General features: G+C 71.1%; 24 protein-coding genes and 1 tRNA gene. 16 read left to right on the top strand and 9 right to left on the bottom strand.

All coding sequences use genetic code 11. From position 1 onward, the window contains the following. Positions 1–35 precede the first annotated feature (35 nt). Together AC0VY3_RS18510 and AC0VY3_RS18515 are read left to right on the top strand one after the other, a co-directional pair. The gene (locus AC0VY3_RS18510) at positions 36–932 is read left to right on the top strand and encodes a LysR substrate-binding domain-containing protein (protein ID WP_103509606.1); all 897 of its coding nucleotides are present in this window, start codon (positions 36–38) and stop codon (positions 930–932) included. Between the two features lie 48 nt (positions 933–980). Next, a tRNA-Trp gene (locus AC0VY3_RS18515) sits at positions 981–1,056 on the top strand. A 15-nt stretch (positions 1,057–1,071) separates the two neighbouring features. Here the strand turns inward: AC0VY3_RS18515 and AC0VY3_RS18520 are convergent. Then, the gene (locus AC0VY3_RS18520) at positions 1,072–1,341 is read right to left on the bottom strand and encodes a hypothetical protein (protein WP_030080638.1); all 270 of its coding nucleotides are present in this window, start codon (positions 1,339–1,341) and stop codon (positions 1,072–1,074) included. Between the two features lie 150 nt (positions 1,342–1,491). Between AC0VY3_RS18520 and AC0VY3_RS18525 the strand changes: the two genes are divergently transcribed. The 6 genes from AC0VY3_RS18525 to AC0VY3_RS18550 all read left to right on the top strand — a co-directional run bounded on the left by AC0VY3_RS18525 (position 1,492) and on the right by AC0VY3_RS18550 (position 6,881). Then, positions 1,492–2,112 carry a DinB family protein gene (locus AC0VY3_RS18525; protein WP_475550077.1) on the top strand — a complete coding sequence of 207 codons (621 nt, stop codon included), beginning with the start codon at positions 1,492–1,494 and terminating at the stop codon, positions 2,110–2,112. A 112-nt stretch (positions 2,113–2,224) separates the two neighbouring features. Next, entirely contained in the window at positions 2,225–3,058 is an 834-nt protein-coding gene (locus tag AC0VY3_RS18530) for a PP2C family protein-serine/threonine phosphatase (protein WP_103509609.1), read from the top strand. Between the two features lie 63 nt (positions 3,059–3,121). Then, positions 3,122–4,147 carry an MASE1 domain-containing protein gene (locus AC0VY3_RS18535; RefSeq protein WP_181010904.1) on the top strand — a complete coding sequence of 342 codons (1,026 nt, stop codon included), beginning with the start codon at positions 3,122–3,124 and terminating at the stop codon, positions 4,145–4,147. A 302-nt stretch (positions 4,148–4,449) separates the two neighbouring features. Further along, positions 4,450–4,644 carry an antitoxin gene (locus tag AC0VY3_RS18540; protein WP_103509611.1) on the top strand — a complete coding sequence of 65 codons (195 nt, stop codon included), beginning with the start codon at positions 4,450–4,452 and terminating at the stop codon, positions 4,642–4,644. Positions 4,645–4,875: 231 nt separating this feature from the next. Next, complete coding sequence (locus tag AC0VY3_RS18545; RefSeq protein ID WP_103509612.1) at positions 4,876–6,483, top strand: sigma-70 family RNA polymerase sigma factor; 1,608 nt, start codon at positions 4,876–4,878, stop codon at positions 6,481–6,483. 20 nt (positions 6,484–6,503) lie between these two features. Continuing rightward, positions 6,504–6,881, top strand: coding sequence for a VOC family protein (locus tag AC0VY3_RS18550; protein WP_103509613.1), 378 nt, complete (start codon positions 6,504–6,506; stop codon positions 6,879–6,881). An 88-nt stretch (positions 6,882–6,969) separates the two neighbouring features. On the opposite strand, the gene AC0VY3_RS18555 is transcribed toward AC0VY3_RS18550, so the two are convergent. Next, entirely contained in the window at positions 6,970–7,311 is a 342-nt protein-coding gene (locus AC0VY3_RS18555) for a hypothetical protein (protein ID WP_103509614.1), read from the bottom strand. 40 nt (positions 7,312–7,351) lie between these two features. Then, positions 7,352–9,025: an aa3-type cytochrome oxidase subunit I gene (gene ctaD / locus AC0VY3_RS18560; protein ID WP_475551701.1), complete on the bottom strand. Its 1,674-nt coding sequence runs from the start codon at positions 9,023–9,025 to the stop codon at positions 7,352–7,354. Between the two features lie 83 nt (positions 9,026–9,108). On the opposite strand from ctaD, the gene AC0VY3_RS18565 reads away from it, so the two are divergent. Next, the gene (locus AC0VY3_RS18565) at positions 9,109–10,077 is read left to right on the top strand and encodes an NADPH-dependent F420 reductase (RefSeq protein WP_258047197.1); all 969 of its coding nucleotides are present in this window, start codon (positions 9,109–9,111) and stop codon (positions 10,075–10,077) included. A gap of 90 nt (positions 10,078–10,167) precedes the next feature. On the opposite strand, the gene AC0VY3_RS18570 is transcribed toward AC0VY3_RS18565, so the two are convergent. Genes AC0VY3_RS18570 through AC0VY3_RS18580 form a run of 3 tightly spaced genes read right to left on the bottom strand, consistent with a single transcriptional unit; the run spans position 10,168 to position 11,821 of the window. Further along, positions 10,168–10,515, bottom strand: a complete 348-nt coding sequence (locus AC0VY3_RS18570; protein WP_103509616.1) for an Asp23/Gls24 family envelope stress response protein — start codon at positions 10,513–10,515, stop codon at positions 10,168–10,170. Next, positions 10,512–11,243 carry a hypothetical protein gene (locus AC0VY3_RS18575; RefSeq protein WP_103509617.1) on the bottom strand — a complete coding sequence of 244 codons (732 nt, stop codon included), beginning with the start codon at positions 11,241–11,243 and terminating at the stop codon, positions 10,512–10,514. The genes AC0VY3_RS18570 and AC0VY3_RS18575 overlap by 4 nt, the downstream gene beginning before the upstream one ends. Further along, entirely contained in the window at positions 11,234–11,821 is a 588-nt protein-coding gene (locus tag AC0VY3_RS18580; protein WP_103509618.1) for an RNA polymerase sigma factor, read from the bottom strand. Before AC0VY3_RS18580 ends, AC0VY3_RS18575 begins: the two co-directional genes overlap by 10 nt. Before the next feature lie 294 nt (positions 11,822–12,115). Between AC0VY3_RS18580 and AC0VY3_RS18585 the strand changes: the two genes are divergently transcribed. From AC0VY3_RS18585 to AC0VY3_RS18605, 5 genes are all read left to right on the top strand, one after another. Beyond that, positions 12,116–12,640 (top strand): Asp23/Gls24 family envelope stress response protein, encoded by a 525-nt coding sequence (locus AC0VY3_RS18585; RefSeq protein WP_475550078.1) that lies wholly within the window; start codon positions 12,116–12,118, stop codon positions 12,638–12,640. Between the two features lie 4 nt (positions 12,641–12,644). Beyond that, positions 12,645–12,872 carry a hypothetical protein gene (locus tag AC0VY3_RS18590; RefSeq protein ID WP_475550079.1) on the top strand — a complete coding sequence of 76 codons (228 nt, stop codon included), beginning with the start codon at positions 12,645–12,647 and terminating at the stop codon, positions 12,870–12,872. Beyond that, a complete protein-coding gene (locus AC0VY3_RS18595; protein WP_475550080.1) occupies positions 12,869–13,903 on the top strand; it encodes a DUF6286 domain-containing protein in 1,035 nt (344 codons plus the stop codon). Before AC0VY3_RS18590 ends, AC0VY3_RS18595 begins: the two co-directional genes overlap by 4 nt. Positions 13,904–13,907: 4 nt before the next feature. Then, positions 13,908–14,498, top strand: a complete 591-nt coding sequence (locus AC0VY3_RS18600; RefSeq protein WP_103509622.1) for a hypothetical protein — start codon at positions 13,908–13,910, stop codon at positions 14,496–14,498. 137 nt (positions 14,499–14,635) lie between these two features. Further along, entirely contained in the window at positions 14,636–15,154 is a 519-nt protein-coding gene (locus tag AC0VY3_RS18605) for an SRPBCC family protein (protein WP_103509623.1), read from the top strand. A gap of 157 nt (positions 15,155–15,311) precedes the next feature. Here the strand turns inward: AC0VY3_RS18605 and AC0VY3_RS18610 are convergent, their stop codons facing one another. Together AC0VY3_RS18610 and AC0VY3_RS18615 are read right to left on the bottom strand one after the other, a co-directional pair. Further along, the gene (locus AC0VY3_RS18610; protein WP_475549304.1) at positions 15,312–16,265 is read right to left on the bottom strand and encodes an IS481 family transposase; all 954 of its coding nucleotides are present in this window, start codon (positions 16,263–16,265) and stop codon (positions 15,312–15,314) included. A gap of 124 nt (positions 16,266–16,389) precedes the next feature. Next, a complete protein-coding gene (locus AC0VY3_RS18615) occupies positions 16,390–17,232 on the bottom strand; it encodes a pentapeptide repeat-containing protein (RefSeq protein WP_475550081.1) in 843 nt (280 codons plus the stop codon). A 141-nt stretch (positions 17,233–17,373) separates the two neighbouring features. On the opposite strand from AC0VY3_RS18615, the gene AC0VY3_RS18620 reads away from it, so the two are divergent. Both AC0VY3_RS18620 and AC0VY3_RS18625 read left to right on the top strand, forming a co-directional pair. Next, entirely contained in the window at positions 17,374–17,868 is a 495-nt protein-coding gene (locus AC0VY3_RS18620; RefSeq protein WP_103509625.1) for a hypothetical protein, read from the top strand. A 65-nt stretch (positions 17,869–17,933) separates the two neighbouring features. Next, positions 17,934–18,161 carry a hypothetical protein gene (locus tag AC0VY3_RS18625; RefSeq protein WP_030084685.1) on the top strand — a complete coding sequence of 76 codons (228 nt, stop codon included), beginning with the start codon at positions 17,934–17,936 and terminating at the stop codon, positions 18,159–18,161. Positions 18,162–18,200: 39 nt separating this feature from the next. Here the strand turns inward: AC0VY3_RS18625 and AC0VY3_RS18630 are convergent, their stop codons facing one another. Continuing rightward, positions 18,201–19,328: an enoyl-CoA hydratase/isomerase family protein gene (locus AC0VY3_RS18630; protein ID WP_103509627.1), complete on the bottom strand. Its 1,128-nt coding sequence runs from the start codon at positions 19,326–19,328 to the stop codon at positions 18,201–18,203.

Raw genomic sequence — 19,328 nt, forward strand, 5'->3', positions numbered from 1 at the left:
GACTTGAGTCTCCGAAGGTCTTACGAGGACGTGACATGCTCGATCTCCGCCAGCTCCGCTACTTCGTCGCCGTCGCCGAGACGGAACACGTCGGCCGCGCCGCCGAACAGCTCCATATCTCGCAGTCGCCGCTCAGCCGGCAGATCGCCCAGCTGGAGAAGGAGCTCGGCCTGGTCCTGTTCGAGCGGGACCGGCAGCGGATCCGCCTGACCTCCGACGGCCAGGTCTTCCTCGCCGAGACCCGGGCCCTGCTCACCCACGCCGGGCGGCTGGAGAACCTGGGGCGCCGACTGGGACGCGGTGAGGAGGGTGGCCTCTGCGTCGGCTACGTACCGGACGCCATGCACACGGGGCTCCTGCCCGCCGCGCTGCGCACGCTGCGCCTGGAGCGGCCGGGGATCCATGTGGCGCTGTACGGGCAGCAGAGCACCGAGCAGTTCGAGGGGCTGCGGCAGCGCAGCCTGGACATCGCCCTGGTCCAGGAGCCGCCGGCCGAGGACGACCCGGATCTGCGCTCGGCACTGCTGCTGGAGGACCCGCTGCTGCTCGTGCTGCCCGCCGGGCATCCGCTGGCGGAGAAGACGGACCTCGTGCCGGAGGATCTGGACGGGCAACCGTGGATCGCGGTGGAGAGCAGCCACGACCCGGGCCGGCACGACGCGTTCGTCGCCTCGTGCGTGGCGGCGGGCTTCACCCCGGACATCACGCTGGACGCCGCCGAACCCCTCACCGCGCTGGGGCTCGTCGCCTCCGGGTTCGGGCTGGCGCTGGTGCAGCGGAGCATGGTGCGAGGCACGGAGCCCGGCGTGGCCGTACGCGAACTGCCCTGGCACAGCGGGTCCGCACGGCTGTGGGCGGCCTGGCACCGTGTCGATCTGCGGCCCGTGGTGGGCGCCTTCCGGGCCACGGTGCTGGACTCCGTGCCCGCGTAAACCTGTTGGCGCGCGCATCGGGGCGTGTCAGGCTTCACCCGTAACCGAAGGGGCGTAGCTCAGCGGCCAGAGCGGCGGTCTCCAAAATCGTATGTCGCAGGTTCGATTCCTGCCGCCCCTGCCAGCACCACCCGGTCGATCACCGCACGTCGCCGCGCCAGTCCCATTGGTGGCTGTCCGGCGACCGGGGGCCGTACTCGGCCCGTCCGCCCGGCCCGTAGGCGCCGATCTCCGTGACCAGTCCGACCCCGTCGCGCAGATCCGCGTCGTCCCAGCCGGTGACGTCGAGCAGCAGCCCGTCGAGCGGGCCGCCGACCAACTCGCGGTAGTCATGACCCGGCCTAGGCCCCGGGTGGGGGTCGTCGTGATCGGTGCCGTACACCCGTCGCAGCCTCATCAGCTCGTCCATGCGGGCAGCATCCCACCAGGCACTGACAACGGCTCGGTACGAGGGTCCATCCGGCCACCTCCCGCCGCCCCGCCCACCCGTCCGGACCGGCGGGGCCGAGGCGCCGGAAACGAGCGCGCGCCCGTCCGTCGTCTGTGGCACGCTCCACCGATGACCCTCCCATCGCGCACGGTCCCCCTGCTGGAGCAGTTCGACTTCGCCTGCGAGCGGCTTCTCGGCCGACTGGCCGGTCCTGTCATGGACAGCGGCAACGGAGTCGACATCGGCGTCACCCCGCTCGGTGACGACGAGTACCTCTGGGAACCCGTGCCCGGCTGCTGGTCCGTACGCCGTCGGGCAGACGGGCCCGGGGCGCGGGCCACCGTACTGGCGGGGGCCGGGGAGTGGGGGCGCGACTCGGCGGACTCCCCGCATCCGTTTCCGCCGCCGTTCACCACCATCGCGTGGCGTCTGAGCCATCTCACCGAGATGCTCTCCCTCCGCGCCGAGTACACCCATGGCGGACGCACGCTCACCCGCGACGACCACCGCACCCCGGGCGACGCCGCCGGGGCCGTGGCCGCCCTCGAGACCGCGTCCGCCGCCTGGCGCGAGGCCCTGACCGGCGCGGACGACACGGCCCTCGACACCGTCGGGTACAGCACGTATCCGAACGGCAGCGATACCGATGACCCGTTCGTCGACATCGTCTGGTGGGTCAACCAGGAGGTGCTGCACCACGGCGCCGAGATCGCCCTGCTCCGCGATCTGTACCGCGCCCGGCCGTCCTGAGCGACGCCCCGGCGGCCATTGCCGTGACTGCCCCGACGGTCGCCGCAGTCGCCGCTCGGGGCCGCCCGCCATATGATTCAGGGACTGAACGCACCGCGGAGCGGAGCGGCACATGAACCGGCGTCGGAGTCACCGCTCGGCCAGCGCCGAAGACCTGCTCAACACCTTGCAGGACCTCACCGCCCGCGCTCGGCGCGAAGTGGAGTTCCACCAGGCCAGGGTGGAGCTGGCGCAGGCACTCCAGCGCGACATGCTTCCGGCGGCCCTGCCCACGCTGCCCGGCCTCCAGGCCGCGGCCCGCTACGCGCCCGCCCGCCACGGTCTGGACATCGGCGGCGACTGGTACGACGGTTTCACGCTCGCGGACGGGGCGCTCGGTTTCGCCATCGGCGACGTGCAGGGGCATGACGTCGAGGCGGCCGCCTTCATGGGGCAGGTCCGTATCGCGATGCGGGCCATCGCGGGTACGGCGTCCGATCCGGGCGAGGTCCTGGGCCGGACGAACGATCTGCTGCTGTCCGTGGACTCGGGACTCTTCGCCACCTGCACCTTCATGCGACTGGACCCGACGACCTGGGAGCTGCACAGCGCGCGGGCCGGGCATGTGGCGTGCGTCTGGGCCACCACGGAGGGCCGGTCCGGCATCACGGAGGACCCGGGCGGCATGCCGCTGGGCATCGAGCCAGGCGAGTGCTACCCCGTCACGCGGCGCACCCTCGACTCCGACGGGGCGATCGTGCTGCTCACCGACGGGGTAGTCGAGGGGCCGTCGCTGCTGATCGAGGACGGCCTCGAACGGGTCCGGCAGCTGGTCGCCGCGCACAGCGGGGCGAGCGCGGCGCAGCTGGCCGACGAGGTCCTGGGTGCGGCGGAGGTGACGGGGCACGAGGACGACGCCGCCGTACTGGTCCTGCGGCACGCCGCCTCCGGGCGCGGCCCGCGGTGACGCCGGGCCGTACCGCGCGTGTCACCTGCCGACTCCCGCCACGGTCGGTGTCTGATGAGTGGTGTGATCCGCAGCAAGGAAGCCAGACGTCGGGCCGTGTACGTGGCGCAGGTCCTGGGCGTGGCCGGCGTCTACTACCTGTCGGGGCGGCTCGGACTGATGCGCCAGGTCGTGGTGGACGGCGCGGTCGTCACGCCGCTGTGGCCGCCCACCGGCATCGCGCTGGCCGCGCTGCTGTGCCTGGGCGCCCGGGTCTGGCCGGGGATCGCGCTGGGCACGCTGGTCACGGTCTCCGAGATCGGCGACGCGTTCACGGTGAGTCGTCTGGCCATCATGTTCGGCAATACGATCGCGCCGCTCGCCTCGTACGCCCTGCTGCGGAAGGTGGGCTTCCGCAGTGAGCTGGTCCGGCTGCGCGACGGGGTCTGTCTGGTCTTCCTCGGTGCGTTCGCGGGGATGCTGATCAGCGCCACCCTCGGCAGTTTCACGCTGCTGCTCGACGACAAGGTTCCGCCGGGACGGTTCTGGCTGGTCTGGTCGTCCTGGTGGGCGGGCGACGCGATGGGGGTCTTGGTGGTCACCCCGGTGCTGCTGGTACTGCGCCAGGTGCGACTGCCCCGGCCGGGTGACCGGTGGCTGGAGGCCTCGGTCCTCGCGGTCGTCGTGGTCCTGTCGTCACTGATCGCGACGCGCAGCTCGCTTTCGGTGATCTATCTGGTGTTCCCGGTGATCATCTGGGCGGCCCTGCGCTTCCAGCTGCCCGGCAGCGCGCCGTGCGCCCTGGTGGTGTCGGTGCTCGCCATCCTGGCCGGTACGGATGCCCTGGGGCCGTTCGCGGGGCACAGCCTGATGCAGGTCATGGCGAACCTCTCGCTCCTCAACGGATGCGTCGCGCTCACCGCGCTGCTGCTGGGGGCGATCGTCGCGGAGCACAGGAACATCCGCCGCGAGACGGAACACGCCGTCGAGGAACTGGAGGCCCTGGTGGAGCAGCTCGCTCCACTGTCCGGGCCGGCCTCGGCACGGTACGGGGACAGACCGCGGCGGCACGGGCCGCTGGACGGCGGCCCCCATCCGGATCACCCGTAGCCCCGGTCCTCGACCGGGAGCCGGCGCCTGGGTCAGTACGGCAGGGGGCGGCCGGACGGGGTGCGCAGATCGAGCGGCGGCGGCCCCGAAGGGGGCGGGGGACGACGGACGACGACTCGGATGCGGCCCATTGCCACCACCTCCTCCTGGTCAACCGGTATCTGCCCAGCCAGGGCCGCTTCACACTTCCCGGCTCCCCCGGGCTCCGGCCGGCGTCTGCGCCGGGTGGCGGAGCGGATGCGGGCCGGGCCGGGTGCGGTGACCCTGGAGGTGTGGGGGCGCACCGCCGATGAGGAGGACGCATGTCCGCACTGGACAAGATCAAGAAGATGCTCAAGGGCCACGAGGACCAGGCCGGCAAGGGCATCGACAAGACCGGCGACATGGTCGACGACCGCACGCAGGGCAAGCACAAGAAACACGTCGACACCGCCCAGGACAAGCTCAAGCAGCAGCTCGGAACGGACCGCGACCAGGACGGACCGCCTCGCACCTGAGCAACCGCGGCCGGTGATGGGCCGCCACTCGTCCCGCACACCGGCTTGTGCCACGGAACGTGTTCCGTGGCACAAGCCGGTGTGCGGGCGGGCTATGTCCGGCCCGCAGGGCGAGGCCCTCGGGGAAAGGTTTCCGGGGTTGCCCACCGGATTCTTGTTATTGTCCCGCCCGCACCTCATCTCCCGAGTGTGGGAAGTGACAGCACCGGACCCCGGAAGAGTGAGCACAGCATGGGCAAGGATCACCCGACGGCCTTGATCGAGGCGGCGCGGTACGGCGATCAGCAGGCCAAGGACCAGCTCGTCTCGGCGTACCTGCCGCTGCTGTACAACGTCGTCGGACGTGCGCTGGACGGACATGCGGACGTGGACGACGTGGTGCAGGAGACGGTGCTGCGCATGCTCCGGGGCCTTCCCGAACTGCGCGACCCTGAGCGTTTCCGTTCCTGGCTGGTGGCGATAGCCATGAACGAGATACGCACGCACTGGCGCGAGAAGCAGTCGGGTGCGATACCGGCGGACCGGCTGGACACCGCGTACGACCTGCCGGATCCACGCGCGGACTTCGTCGAGGTGACGATCCTGGAGCTCGGCCTGACCGGCCAGCGACGGCAGGTCGCGGAGGCGACACGCTGGCTGGACGAGGACGACCGCGCCCTGCTGTCGCTGTGGTGGCTGGAGACCGCCGGGCACCTGTCCCGGGCCGAGGTCGCCGCCGCTCTCGAACTCTCCCCGCAGCACACCGCCGTACGGGTGCAGCGGATGAAGGCGCAGCTGGAGGCGGCGCGGGTCGTGGTGGGCGCGCTGGCGGCCGATCCGCCGTGCGTGCTGCTGGAGGACATCACCGCCGGCTGGGACGGCGTCCCCTCCGCCCTTTGGCGCAAGCGGCTGTCCCGCCACGCTCGCGAGTGCACGGTGTGTTCGGGGCACGGCTCGGGGCTCGTGCCCGCCGAGGGGCTGCTCGTGGGTCTCGCGCTGGTGCCGGTGGCCGCGGCTGCGGGAGCGGGGGCGGCTCCCGAGTTGCTCGCCACCGCGGCGTATCTCCAGGCGCCGGGGCCGGGCGTGGACAGCGCCGGGGCGGGGCGCGCCGAGCGCAGACGGGTGCAGGCCCGGCGTCGGCGCCGTAACTCTGCCGTCGCCGCCGTGGTCGCGGTCGCGGCCCTGGGTACGGGCGGCGCGGCGGTGCACCTCTACACCGACGGTGGCGAGCGGGACGCGACGACCGTCACGGCCGACGCTCCGGCACCCCGCTCCGAGGTGCCCACGACGGCCTCGACGACCTCGTCCACTTCCCCCTCGGCATCCGCGTCCGCGTCGCCCAGCGCCTCTGCCTCCCCGTCGCCGAGCCCTTCGCGTACGCCCAAGGCGAAGCCGAAGAAGAGCACACCGCCGCCGGCGCCCAGCTCCGCCGCCCCGGTCCCGAAGCCGGCCCCGCCCGCGCCCGCGCCGCCCGCACCGGCGGGTACCGCAGGTCAGGTCACCGAGCTGGTCAACGCGGAACGGGCCAAGGAGGGCTGTGGTCCGGTGACCGTCAACGATCAGCTCAACACGGCTGCGCAACGGCACTCCGCCGACATGGACGCCAACGACTACTTCTCGCACACCTCGCAGGACGGCAGGGACCCGGGTGACCGGATCACCGCTGCGGGATACCGGTGGTCCACGTACGGCGAGAACATCGCCAAGGGCCAGCGGACTCCGGCCGATGTGATGCGGTCCTGGATGGACAGCCCGGGGCACCGCGCGAACATCCTCAACTGCTCCTTCAAGGAGATCGGTGTGGGCAAGGTGGATTCCGGCGGCGGCCCTGTGTGGACGCAGGTGTTCGGGGCCCGCTGAGCCGCCTCTAGGATGCGGTCATGATCGCTGACCTGGAGTGTGTGGTCCTGGACTGCCGCGACCCGAGGGAACTGGCCGGCTTCTACGCGTCGTTGCTCGGGGGCGAGGTCGACCGTCCCGACCGGCGGTGGGGATGCGACGCGGACTGGTCCACGCTGCACACGCCCGGTGGGCTCGTCCTGGCCTTTCAGCGAGTGGCCGACCACCAGCCGCCTCGCTGGCCCGGCCAGGACCCGCCCCAGCAGTTTCACCTGGACTTCGGCGTCACCGACCAGGAACGGGCGCACGAACAGGTACTGGCGATCGGGGCGTCCCTCCTCGACGCCGGGGACGAGGCGCGCGGCTGGCGGGTGTACGCGGATCCCGCAGGACACCCCTTCTGCCTGGTACGGCACTGAATCCGGTTGCTCGGGCGCACGGCTGTCAAGGATCCGGGGCCGGGGCTCGTCCGGGGCGGCCGGTGAGCCGCCCCGGAGCCGGCGGTGCTCAGCGCAGGACCAGCGTCAGCGCCGTGCCGAGGCAGATCGCCGCACCCACCGTGCCGGCCGAGACGGCCACGCAGCGGGCCCGGAGCCGGGCGTAGCGCTCGGTGTACTCCACGCGCAGTTCGTCCGCGCGGTCGCGGATGCGGGTGAGCGACTCCCGGGACGCGGTGACCCGTTCGGCGATGAACACCCGCTCGACGTCCTCGCGCTGTGCCGTGGTCAGCCAGGGCAGCTGGTCGGTGAATCGACGTGCATGCCGTCGCGCCCGCTCGACCTCGGCGTTCCACAGCAGAAAGCCCTCCAGTTGGGCCAGGCCCCGGGCGCTGTCCTTGTCGGGTTTCACCGTTCACCTCTCCGTAGGGTCGTCCGGGCCGGAGCCGCCTTCACTCCTGTTTGTCCCCCGGGGCGACGATCGTGGAGTCCCAGGGACGGGTGGTGGCTTCCTCCAGGGAGCGGACTGCCGGGTGGTGCAGGTCGAACGCCGGGGATTCGGAACGGATCCGCGGGAGCGTGACGAAGTTGTGCCGCGGCGGCGGGCAGGAGGTCGCCCACTCCAGCGAACGGCCGTAGCCCCACGGGTCGTCGACCTCGACCTTCTTGCCGTACTTGGCGGTCTTCCAGATGTTGTAGAAGAACGGCAGGATCGACAGGCCGAGCAGGAACGAGGAAATGGTGGAGATGGTGTTCAGCGCAGTGAATCCGTCGGCGTCGAGATAGTCAGCGTAGCGGCGCGGCATGCCTTCGGCGCCGAGCCAGTGCTGCACGAGGAACGTTCCGTGGAACCCGATGAAGAGCGTCCAGAACGTCACCTTCCCGAGCCGCTCGTCCAGCATTTTCCCGGTGAACTTCGGCCACCAGAAATGGAATCCGGCGAACATCGCGAACACCACCGTACCGAACACCACGTAATGGAAGTGGGCGACGACGAAGTACGAGTCGGAGACATGGAAGTCCATCGGCGGTGAGGCGAGGATGATCCCGGTCAGACCGCCGAACAGGAAGGTGACCAGGAACCCGATGGCCCACAGCATCGGAGTCTCCAGGGACAGTGACCCCTTCCACATCGTGCCGATCCAGTTGAAGAACTTCACACCGGTCGGCACGGCGATGAGGAAGGTCATGAAGGAGAAGAACGGCAGCAGCACAGCGCCCGTGACGAACATGTGGTGCGCCCATACGGTCGCGGACAGGCCCGCGATGGCGATGGTGGCCGCGACCAGCCCGATGTAGCCGAAGACGGGTTTGCGGCTGAAGACCGGGAAGATCTCGGTGACGATGCCGAAGAACGGCAGGGCGATGATGTAGACCTCGGGGTGGCCGAAGAACCAGAACAGGTGCTGCCACAGCAGTGCGCCGCCGTTGGCCGCGTCGAAGACGTGCGCGCCGAATTTTCGGTCGGCCTCCAGCGCCAGCAGGGCCGCGGCGAGGACCGGGAAGGCCAGCAGGACCAGGACACCGGTCAACAGGACATTCCAGACGAAGATCGGCATGCGGAACATCGTCATGCCGGGGGCGCGCATGCAGATGATCGTGGTGATGAAGTTGACCGAGCCGAGGATCGTGCCGAAGCCGGAGAAGGCCAGACCCATGATCCACATGTCGGCGCCGATGCCCGGCGAGCGGACCGCGTCGTTGAGCGGGGCGTAGGCGAACCAGCCGAAGTCCGCGGCTCCCTGCGGGGTGAGAAAGCCGGCCACCGCGATGAGCGAGCCGAAGAGGTAGAGCCAGTACGCGAACATGTTCAGCCGCGGGAACGCCACATCGGGCGCGCCGATCTGCAGCGGCATGATCCAGTTCGCGAATCCGGCGAACAGCGGCGTCGCGAACATCAGCAGCATGATCGTGCCGTGCATCGTGAACGCCTGGTTGAACTGCTCGTTCGAGAGCAGCTGGATACCGGGCCGGGCCAGCTCGGCGCGCATCACCAGGGCCAGGAGCCCTCCCACGCAGAAGAACGCGAAGGAGGTGACGAGGTAGAGCGTGCCGATCGTCTTGTGGTCCGTCGAGGTCATCCACTTGATGATGACGTTGCCGGGTTCCCCGCGCCGTACCGGCATTTCGTCCTGTTCGGCGGTATCGGACTCCACCGGTTGCGAGATGCCCCTCGTCGTCACTACGACGCTCCTTCGATCGACGGCCCGTGTGGACTCGGCGACCAGAATGGACCCCTGGCCATCGGTGCGGTGGGACATCCTTCCCCGTCCGGCGCGAGCGGCCGACAAGGACACTCAAATGGCCTACGGCCAACGCTTCCTCGGCCAACGCTTCCTCGGCCGACACTGCCGAGAATGCACGTCAACGTCCGGGAGCCGATCGGATATTCCGTCACGGAGAACGGAATAGTGTCTCCGGCTCCGGAGTTGATGAACCGACAGAACCACCTCGCTCTTTCGTTTCTCTCCATTGCTCTCCACCTCTCTCCACTCGGCTAGCTCGGAAGGTCGGATCCATGAAGATCGGCATCATCGGCGCGGGCAACATCGGCGGCAACCTGACGCGGCGTCTGACCGCCCTCGGGCACCAGGTCGCGGTCGCCAACTCCCGCGGCCCCCAGACGCTCACCGCCCTCGCCGAGGAGACCGGGGCGACGCCGGTGACCGCGTCGGAGGCGGCCAAGGGCGCCCAGGTGGTCGTGGTCACCGTGCCGCTCAAGGCTGTGCCCGACCTGCCCGACGGTTTTCTCGACGGCGCGGCCGAGGGCGCCGCGGTCGTCGACACGGGCAACTACTACCCGCAGCAGCGCGACGGCCGTATCGCCGCCATCGAGGAGGGGCTGCCCGAGAGCCGGTGGACGGAGCAGCAGATCGGCCACCCCGTGATCAAGGCGTTCAACGGCACCTACGCGCAGGACATCCTGGACCGGGGTCGTCCGCAGGGCACGCCCGGTCGGCAGGCGCTCCCGGTGTCGGGGGACGACCCGGCGGCCAAGCAGAAGGTGCGCGACCTGATCGACGAGCTGGGATTCGACACGGTCGACAGCGGTGGCCTGGACGATTCGTGGCGCCAGCAGCCCGGCACCCCGGTGTACGGCAACCAGGGCGACGTCGATGCCATCGTCAAGGCGCTCGCGGAGGCCTCGCCGGAACGTACTGCGGAGTGGCGCGCCTGACGGCGGGCGTCATACGGGAGGGACGGCCGGGCGAAGACTCCGGCCGGGCGGGAGGCGGAGGTGCCCGCCCGGCCGGATCGTCGGCAGCCCTCAGACCACGCCGGTCACGGTGATCCGCACCGAGACCGCTTGTTCCTCCTGTTCCTCGGGCAGCGCGGCGAGAACCGCCTTCTGTACGAGCCGGGTCACGTCGAGCGCCCGGTGACCGCGGTGCAGGACGAGTCGGATGTCGAGGTGCCAGCCGTCGTCCTCATCCCGGCTGACTCGCACTCCCGGCGTCCTGTTCCCGGTGAGCTGGGTGCGGAGCGGGGTGCGGCTGGCGATCCGCGTGCGCAGCAGGTCCGCCACGCCGGGACGGAGAAAGGCCACGCCCGGCACACCACGAGCGGCCTCGGCGGCCGCCCCGGCCAGCCGGTCCCGTCGTGTGTCCGCGGTCATCGCGCTGCTCCCGTCCCATGTCCGTCTGCCCGGCCGTCCGCTTGGTCGCCGGTGGCCACTCCCGTACCGACCTCCCCTTCCCCGTACCGGGTGTGCCCGACGTCCTCGTAGAAGATGTCGAGAGTGTCGGGAGGGCCGAGGATGTCGACGACGAACACATCGGTGGTGGCGAGGCGGATGCCGATGTCCTGGTCGGCGACCTCGGCGATCCGCGCGCGCACATCGTCGGCCAGGTCCCGCATGGGCAGGCCGATGCTCGCCGCGACCTCGACCCGGACGTGCAGCTCTCCGGCGGGGTCCGCCGGGTCGAGCGGGGCGATGCGGCAGCTACCGGCCCGGACCCCGGGCAGCCGGTCGACCGCCGCCCGCAGCATCCGCGCGACGGCGGCCTCGACCATCCAGTGGTCCTCCCCCGCTTCCCCGAGCGGCAGTGGGCGCCCCGGGCGCAGTTCGAGGCGTACGAGGTCCATGACGCGGGCCGTCACGGCCGTGGCGTCCGGTGTGCCCGGCTCCTGCGCGCAGGTGCGGCGCACCGCGGCGCCGAGGCCCGTGAGGTCGGCCAGGGCGGCCGAGCAGAAGGGGCAGGTGGCGAAGTGGGGGTCGTCCGTCGAGCGGCCGGTGTCCCAGGCCTCCCACACGTCGGTGAGCAGCCGCCCGCAGGCCAGCCGCTCGTCCTCCTCCTCGTACCGGCTATTCTCCGGCCGGTCCGGATTGGCGCTCATCGCCATGCGCTCATCGCCTCCGTCAGGGAGCGGCGGGCGCGGAAGACCCGGCCCCGAACCGCCTGCAGACTGATTCCGACCGTTGCCGCGATGCTCTCGTACGACAGTCCCTGCATCTCGCGCAGCACCCAGCACACACGCTGTTCGGGTGAGAGGCCCGCCATCGCCTCGGCCAGCGCGTCGACGGCGGCCCGTGACTCCACCGCTCGGGCGGGGGACGCCTGATGCTCGGGGGCGGCCTGCTCGGGCACCGAGTCGAGGTCAGCCGCTGGTCTGCGGGCTCTGAGCCGGTTGAGACAGCGGTTGGTGACGATCCGGTAGAGCCACGTGTGGAAAGAGGCGTCCCGACGGAACTCGGGGAGTTTGCGCCAGGCGTTCACGAAGGCGTCCTGCACGGCGTCCTCGGCGTCCGGCCGGTCGCCGAGGAGGCGTATCGCCAGTTGCAGCATGGCGGGGCTGTGCCTGCGCACCAGCGCCTCGAAGGCCTCCTCGTCGCCCTCCCCGGCCCGCACGACGAGCAGCGCCTCGTCGGCCGACACGACGTCCGGCGCGCGCTCCGTCAGCTGATTACCGTCGCCGGGCACGGACCAACCCCTTCCCCGCTCGCTTCCACGACGCTCGCTCCTGCCTCTGTTCGCGTCCGGTGCATGACTCTCCACGCGTCTCTCCACGCGTCCTCATGACCGCTTCTCGTCGTTGGACACACGCCGCGGCCGAACGTCACGCACCGCGCGAGGTTTTGTGCGCGGCACGGTCGTCCGTCGCCCGTGGTGGTCCGACCGGCGGGATATTTCAGCGAACCCGCGTGACGAATCGTCGGGCGGCGTGTCCAACGAAATGTCAGGCACAACGAGCCGAGCGAGACGCGAGGAGTTTCCATGACCACCACCCAGGCAGCAGCAACCGTGCCCGCCACGAGCGCGGCTTCGCGGACGGCAGGGACGAAGCAGGTCGGCTCCACGGGCGGAACGACCACCCTCGGCTGCGGGGCCACCGGGGCGGCCGAGCCGGCGGCGACACGGGGCCGCACCTCCATCGCGGACACGGTCGTCGTGAAGATCGCGGGCATGGCGGCTCGCGAGATCCCGGGCGTCCACGACATGGGCGGCGGCCTCTCCCGCACCCTCGGCGCGGTCCGCGACCGGGTGCCGGGCGGCCGGCCGAACGTCGGTCAGGGCGTCAAGGTCGAGGTGGGCGAGCGCCAGACGGCCATCGATCTGGACCTCGTCGTCGAGTACGGGGTCGCGATCACCGATGTGGCGCACGACGTCCGCGAGAACGTCATCGCGGCGGTGGAGCGCACCACGGGCCTTGAGGTCGTCGAGGTCAATGTGACGGTCAACGACGTGCATCTGCCCGAGGACGACGACGAGGCCGCCGCGTCCGAGACCCGCGTGGCGTGACGGCGTGACACGGAGCATGGACGAATCCGGCCCGGCGGGCGGTGGGCCGGGCCGGGGAGTGTCCGGGGCGGCGGCGGGCATGGCGCTGGGGTTCGCGGGCTGGTTCGGCGGGTTCGGGGCGTTTCTCGTGGTCGCGTCGCTCGGCGCGGTGGGATGGTTCGCCGGGCACCTTGTGGACCGGGGCACCGGTCTGCGCGAGTTTCTGGACGCGGTGACGGGGCGCCGGCCATGACGGTCCCGGCCACCGGACGTGGCACGACGACCGTGACACCCCGCGCCGTCCGGCGGATCGCCGAGCGGGCGGCGGGCGAGGCGCTGCCCGACGGCGGCGTGGTGACTCGGGGTTCGGCCTCGGTGCGCGGCGCCTCGGCACAGGTCTCGCTCGGCGTGCGGCTGCCGTATCCGGTGCGGGCCGATGAGGCGGCAGGACGGGTCCGTGAACACGCACAGACCCGAACGGCCTCCCTCACGGGCCTGTCCGTTCCGCACCCGGACATCCGGATCGACGCACTCTCGGTGCTTCCGGCACCACCCGCCCGGCAGCCCGCGGACGGTGAGCCACCAGCGGCCGACGATCCGGTTCGCGAGGCGGAGCACCTCATCGGGAACGTTGGCAAGGGTGGCCGGATCCGGGCGCAGCGCCGGGTCCCCGCTGCGGTGACGGCTGTCGTGGGGGCCGCCGGCTGTGCGCTGCTCCTGGTGGACCTCGTCGCGGTCCGGCTCGGCAGCACGCCCGCCGCCTGGCGGACCTGGCTGGTCGACTGGGCGTCGACACACGGCCCGGCGGACACGGCGGTACGGGTCGGCGGGGTGCTGGCCGCGCTGATCGGGCTCTGGCTGCTGGGGTGCGCCCTGCTGCCGGGGTCGCGGCGCGGGCTGGAGATGACCGTGCGCGCGCCGAGGCTGCGGGCCGCGCTCGACCGTACGGCCGCCGCCCGGGTCGTCCAGGACAGGACCACCGCCGTGCCGGGCGTGGTCCGGGCCCGGGTGAGCGCAGGGCAGCGGCGTCTGAGAGTGCTGGCAGAGGTCGGGTTCGGTGACCCGGATCAGGTGGCGGCCGAGGTGGTCCGGGTTGTGGGAGCGGCCCTGCCGGAGCTGGGCCTGACACGGACGCCTACGCCCCGGGTCCGGATCCGGGTGCGGGCCCGGGGTGAACTGCACGGGCAGCCACCGTCGACCGAGGAGTCGACGGATTCCACGGCAGCCTCGACGGCTTCGGCTTCGGCTTCGGCTTCGGCTTCGGCTGAACGGAAAGAGGTGTGAGGGAATGTCGGTGATCAGGCGCGGCGTGGTCAACCGGTCGCTGCTCGGTGCCGTCGGGTTGGTGCTGATCGTGGGCGGCAGCTGGCTGGCCGTGGGCGACGGTTCGGCGTGGGGCTCGGTGGGAGACCGTGTGCCGCGCTGGTGGCCGACGCCTGCGGCGGACGAGGTGTTGCTGGACCGAGAGCTGCCGGCGCGGCTCCGGGAGAACGGCTGGTGGAGTCCCGCCGTGATTGCCGGGCTCTCTGTCGTACTGGTACTGCTGGTGTGGTGGTTGGCCCGTCAGGTGTTTTCGGGCGGGCCTCGGTGGGCGGTGCTGCCGCGGACCGGGCCGGTTCTGCGCAGGCGTGCGTGGGAGCAGGCGATGACGACGCAGGTGGCGGGGTTCGACGACGTGGCGCGTGCTCGGGTGCGTCTGGTGGGCCGACCGCTACGGGCGGCGGTGACGGTGGTCGTGGAGCCCGAGGCCCGGCCGGCGGAGGTCGCGCGTTCCGTGGCCGGAGTCATCAGGGACGCCCGCGACAGCAGCGGCGCACAGGCCCTGCCCGCCGACATACGGATACGGGTCGCGAACCGCCGGGAGCGACGGACCCGTTGAACCGCCGCAGGCCTTCTCCCGCCTGCCACCCCACGGAATCTACTCATGAGTAAGGTAGGGGTTCCGGGATGTCGGCCCCACGGTCCGTACGGCACCCGGACGTGGTCCGACGACGGCCGTGGACAAGGAGTCCCGCCATGCCCCGCACCATGTCCGTAGCGGACAGCATCGTCATCGCCGCCACCCCGGCGCAGGTCTACGAACAGCTCAGCGACCCTACGGCGATGGGGCGTTGGAGCCCCGAGAACCGAGGAGCTACTGTGCGTGGCGATCGGCGCGGCGCATACGTCGGCATGGTGTTCGACGGCCGGAACAAGCGCGGCGCGGTGCGCTGGACGACACGGTGCACGGTGACAGCGGCGGACCCCGGCGAGCGCTTCGCCTTCCGGGTACATGCGATCGGCCTCCGACGCCCGGTGCTCCCGGGGCCGATCGCCACCTGGGAATACCGTTTCGAAGCCGTGGACGGCGCGACCCGGGTCACCGAGACCTGGACCGACGACCGCCGTCGCTGGCCGGACTTCCTTGCCAACGCCTTCGACCGCATCGCGACGGGCGGGAAGACTTTTGCGCAGTTCCAGGGCGGCAACATCCGTACGACGCTGAAGCGCCTCAAGGCAGCACTGGAGGCAGACGTCCGGAATACCGAGAGCTAGGGCCTTTCGTTTGGATCAGGCCGGATCAGGGAGCGGGGGCCGGTGCGTACAGCTGCAAGGCGGAAAAGGGAGTCACTGCGAAGCATTGGCGACTGACGACAACGCCGCAGATGTGCGTGCCGCCGCCGCGAGCCCGGCATGATCCAAACGAAAGGCCCTAGGTGTATTGCCCGGTGAGGTTAGGGACGCGGCTGGCGGGTGGTTTGCCTGCGAGTGCGGTGTGTCCGCGGTGGTGATTGTAGGTGTGGAGCCACTGGGGGAACGCGTCGCGTCGTTCCTGTTCTGAGCGGTAGGGGCGGGCGTAGGCCCATTCGTCGAGCAGGGTGCGGTTGAGGCGTTCGACTTTGCCGTTGGTCTGGGGCCGGTAGGGCCGGGTTCGCTTGTGGGTGATCCCGGCCGCTGCCAGTGTGTCGCGCCAGGTGTGGGACTTGTAGCAGGAGCCGTTGTCGGTCAGGACGCGTTCGACGGTGATCCCGACGCTGGTGAAGTAGGCGTGTGCCCGGGTCCAGAAGCCGGTGGCGGTTTCCTTCTTCTCGTCGGCGTGGATCTCGCTGTAGGCGAGGCGGGAGTGGTCGTCGACGGCGGTGTGGATGTAGCTGTAGCCGGCGTTCTTGCGGGTCTTTCGGCCGGCTTGGCGGCCGAGGACCTTGTGGCCGCCGCCGTCGGGGATGTTGCCGAGTTTCTTGATGTCGACGTGGACGAGTTCGCCGGGGCGTTCGCGTTCGTAGCGGCGGATGGTGCGGCCGGTCGCGCGGTCCAGGTGTGTGAGGCGGGCCAGGCCGTAGCGGGTCAGGACCCGGTGGACGGTCGAGGGCACCAGGTCGAGCAGGTGGGCGATGCGGGCCGGTCCCCACCGTCGCAGGATGCGGACCTTGATGATCCGGCGTTCGGTGCGGGTCGGGGTGCGGCGGGGGCTGTGGTGCGGGCGGGAGGAGAGGTCGGTCATCCCGGCCTCGCCGAACATGCGGTAGCGGGCGGCCCACCGCTGGGCGGTGGTGGGTGAGACCTGAAAGCGTTCGGCGGCCCGGCGCAGGGGCCAGCCGTCCTCGACCACGCAGCGGGCCAGCCGCAGGCGTCCGGTCTCGGTCAGCGGTGCATTACGGTGGGGCATGAGGGCCTTCTGATCGTTCGGTGGAGATGTCGCAATCCACACCGAACCCGGAAGGCCCTCACCCGTTCAAGCAGCCTCAGCCGAGACCTGCATCACCCGTCCACAACCTCCCGGGGCAATACACCTAGGCGGCCCACTGCGGGGGGCGGCTCAGGGAGGTGGGGAGTGCTGTTTTCGCGTTGCCCTTGGCGGCGTTGAGCTGGGCCTGGGTGAGGAACAGGCTTCCTGTCAGGTCGGCGCCCGAGAGGTCGGCGTCGCGGAAGTCCGCACCGATGAGGTCAGCCAGGCGGAGATCGGCGCCGCTGAGATCGGCTGCGATCAGATAGGCCCCGCGGAGGTCCGCGCCGCGCAGGTCGGCGCCCCGCAGCCGGGCCCCGATGAGGTCGGCTCCGCGGTGGTTGCGCTTTTTGCGGCGGGGCGCGGTGGCCCGGACGAGTTCGCTGGTGCGCAGAAGCAGCCCGGCGACCCAGTCGCGGTGACCGGCGACGTCCAGTTCCGCGAAGTCGACGGCGGGCCGCTCGGTGTGCCGCTCCGTCGCTTCCAGGGCCTGGCGGATCTCGGCGTGCAGAGGACGCGCGGCCGGCAACGTGAGGGCTTCGGTGAGGTACCACAGCAGTTCATGGAACTGGCGCATGACCGGGAACACCTGGAACATCTGCGTGGCGAGGTCGGGGGACGAGCGCCAGTCGCGGCCTCCGTAGGTCTCCTGGGAGACCTTCTGCCCGGCGCCGAAGCAGTCGTACACGGTGCAGCCGGAGAAGCCCTTCGGACGCAGCCGGGTGTGGATGCCGCAGCGGAAGTCGTCCTGGAGGTTGGGGCAGGGGCGTCCGGCGTCCTTGTCGATGGCGAAGTCCGACGAGACCGTCAGCGTGAGCGCGACGCAGCAGAGAGCGAAGCAGTTCGTGCAGTCCGCGCGCAGAGATTCCCGTTTGTCGTCGGGCACGGCGGTCGGATCGTTGTCGGGCACGGGTGGCGGGTCCTCGCGTGGATGATGCTGCGGAAAGTCCGGGTGTAGAGCACACGAGTCTACCGAAGCGCCGGGCAGCGGCGCTCCGGGTCGGCTTCCGCCGGTGCACACTGGGCGCCGTACGTATGACGAGGGGGACGCATGGGCACCGAGGAGAGCACCGGATTCGAGCCCGCCACCGGCGACGGCCCGTCGGTGGCCGAGCCCGCCGAGGCACGGGCCGCATCGGTGCGGACTGCGTTCGAGGGGCTGCTGCAGATCCGTCGCCTCACCGGTGCCGGGCGGCCCGACCCCGAGGCGGTGCCCGCACCGTGGGAACTCAACCGCCCGGTCAGGGCGGTCGCGTTGGCTCTGGAGAGTTCAGGGGCGACACCTTCGGCCGTCGACCCGTCGGGGCTCCGGGTGTCTGCCGGATACCGGGTGAGCGACGGGGAGTCGGCGGGTTCGGTACGGGTCGAGTGGGCCGGGCCGCCCGGCAGCGGCGCCGCTCACGACGAGGAGGAGGCGCTGGCCGGCTGTGCTTCGACCCTGCGCGGACTGGGCTGGACCGTGCTGCTCTACCGGGGGCCCCGCAGACGGCGCTATCTGGAGGTGGAGCCGCCGAGCGGGTTGTCAGGCGGGCACGGCCCGGCTTGAGGCCGCGTTGTCAGACCCATGGGGGATGCTTGACGGCCAGACAGCTCTGAGGAGGAGATGCCGAGATGGACAACGACGAGCTCGCCGCGGCGCAGGCGTACGTCCGCCTGTTGGAGGCCACCCGAGCAGCGCTAGCCGACCCCGACGACGCACCGGTCTACCTGCCGCTGCTCACCTCCCCGATGCGGGAGGCCGACCATGCTCTGCGCAGTGCGGGGCTGACGGGTAACGAGGATCGGCTGTTCGCTCTTGTCCGGGCGTTGCAGCCGAGCCTTTCGGGCAGCGGCAGATAACGCGTCGGACAAGCCTGCGCCGGGTGGGTCCGAGCCGGGTCAGACCTGTGCGCCGGGTGAGTCCTGGCCGGCCTTCCCCTCCCGCGCGGGGATGCCCGTGGGCAGCGGAGCGAGACCGAGTTCCTGTTCGCCGGGGCCGAGAGGCGCGAAGAACCGGGCGACCTCCTGGTCGTCGACCTCGGCGAGCGAGCCCGGCTTCCACTGCGGGGCGTTGTCCTTGTCGATGATCCGGGCACGCACCCCTTCCACGAAATCGGGGTGCTCGAACGCCCGGCTGGAGACCCGGAACTCCTGGTCGAGAACGGCTTCCAGGCTGTCGAGCCGGGCTGCCCGGCGGACCGCGGCGAGCGTGACCTTGAGCGCGACGGGTGACTTGGTCAGGAGTTCGTCCGCCGCGGTCTGCGCCTCGGGAACACCGCTCCCGCGCAGTTGTCGGATGATCTTCTCGACGGTGTCCGCCGCGTAGCAGGCGTCGATCCAGTCGCGCTGGGCGGCGAGCCCGCCGGCGGGCGGCTCCGTGGCGAACCGCTGGACGATGCCCGCCACGGGCGTGCCCGTGGCGGCAGGATCGCTCAGCGCTTCGATCAGGCCCGGCAGCAGGCGGGCCGGGACATGGTGGTCGGCCAGACCGCACAGAATGGCGTCGGCCGCTCCGACGGAACGGCCCGTGAGGGCCAGATGGGTGCCCAGTTCGCCGGGGGCGGCGGCCAGCAGACAGGTGCCCCCGACGTCGGGTACGAAACCGATCGCGGTCTCGGGCATGGCGACGCGTGAGCGTTCGGTGACGACACGGATTCCGGCGTGGCCCGACACCCCGACCCCGCCGCCCATCACGATGCCGTCCATCAGTGCGACGTACGGCTTGGGGAAGCGGGCGATGCGGGCGTTGAGGCGATACTCGTCACGCCAGAACTCCAGGGACGCACGCCCCGAGGCCCGTGCGTCGTCGTGCAGGGCCCGGATGTCGCCGCCTGCGCACAGGCCCCGGTCGCCCGCGCCGGACAGCAGCACCGATTCGATAGCCTCGTCCTGCTCGGCGTGGGCCAGGGCCTCGTCGAGAATCCGCACCATGGTGTGGCTGAGGGCGTTGAGGGCTCGGGGGCGGTTCAGTGTGAGGTGCAGGCAGGTTCCCCGCGTCTCCAGCAGGACGGGCCGGTCGTCGTTCAT

The organism is Streptomyces sp. iso_384 (assembly GCF_056172905.1).